The 689-nt window shown below is 64.4% G+C and carries 1 pseudogene; it reads left to right on the top strand.

The features are described 5' to 3' along the window. Positions 1–689: pseudogene (locus A6M56_RS15545) on the top strand (hypothetical protein); the annotation flags it as partial.

The raw sequence follows: 689 nt of genomic DNA, 5'->3' as shown, positions 1-689 counted from the left end.
AACGTCACGGTGTCGGCAGGCGACACCAACGTCGGCTTCTACAACCTGCAAGACGCCCTCAAGTTCCTGGCACAACACCCCGACAAGCTAGCGTGGGTATGGAACGTAGACGCGCCCAACTACCCCATGGGCGAGCAGACCAACGAAAACACGGCCCTGCTGATCCTCGGCCACCCGAGCGCCGATTGGGGCTACACAGCACTGGCCTCGATCTACACCCCGCATCAACACCAAGGCGCCATCGGCAACAAGGCCGCCAATCCCGGCGGCGCGTGGATCGGTCTCATGCAAGCAGTGCAAGCGCAGGCGGCAGAACAGCATCCGGTCGAACGCGTCTACTACGACGTGCCAAAGCATGCCGACAATGTCACTTCCTTGATGCGGCCGTTGCGCGCCGCTATTCACCAGCAGTGGCCTGACCTGGACCAGATTGCCAACGTGTATAGCGTGGCGGAGCACATGGAAGGGCCGGCGCGGGCAGCCAGCTTTGCCGTCAATGCCGCGTTTGCGGCGGCGTATGCCGACCAGAGCGGCAAGAGTGCTGTCGTCACCAGTGTGGCGGATTCCACCGACAGCTGGGCAGTGCTGATCGGGCCGCCGCCGGGCTGGCAACCCAAGCCGCCGGTGACGTACTGGCCGCGCGCACGAGGCGAGAACCGGGCGTACTGGGCTTGGTTTGGGGAGCGGAC

It is taken from the genome of Ralstonia sp. RL, from assembly GCF_001683835.1.
Classification (GTDB): Bacteria; Pseudomonadota; Gammaproteobacteria; order Burkholderiales; family Burkholderiaceae; genus Ralstonia; species Ralstonia mannitolilytica.
The sequence above is the reverse complement of the archived record's forward strand: the minus strand, read 5'-3'. Positions and strand labels throughout refer to the sequence as shown.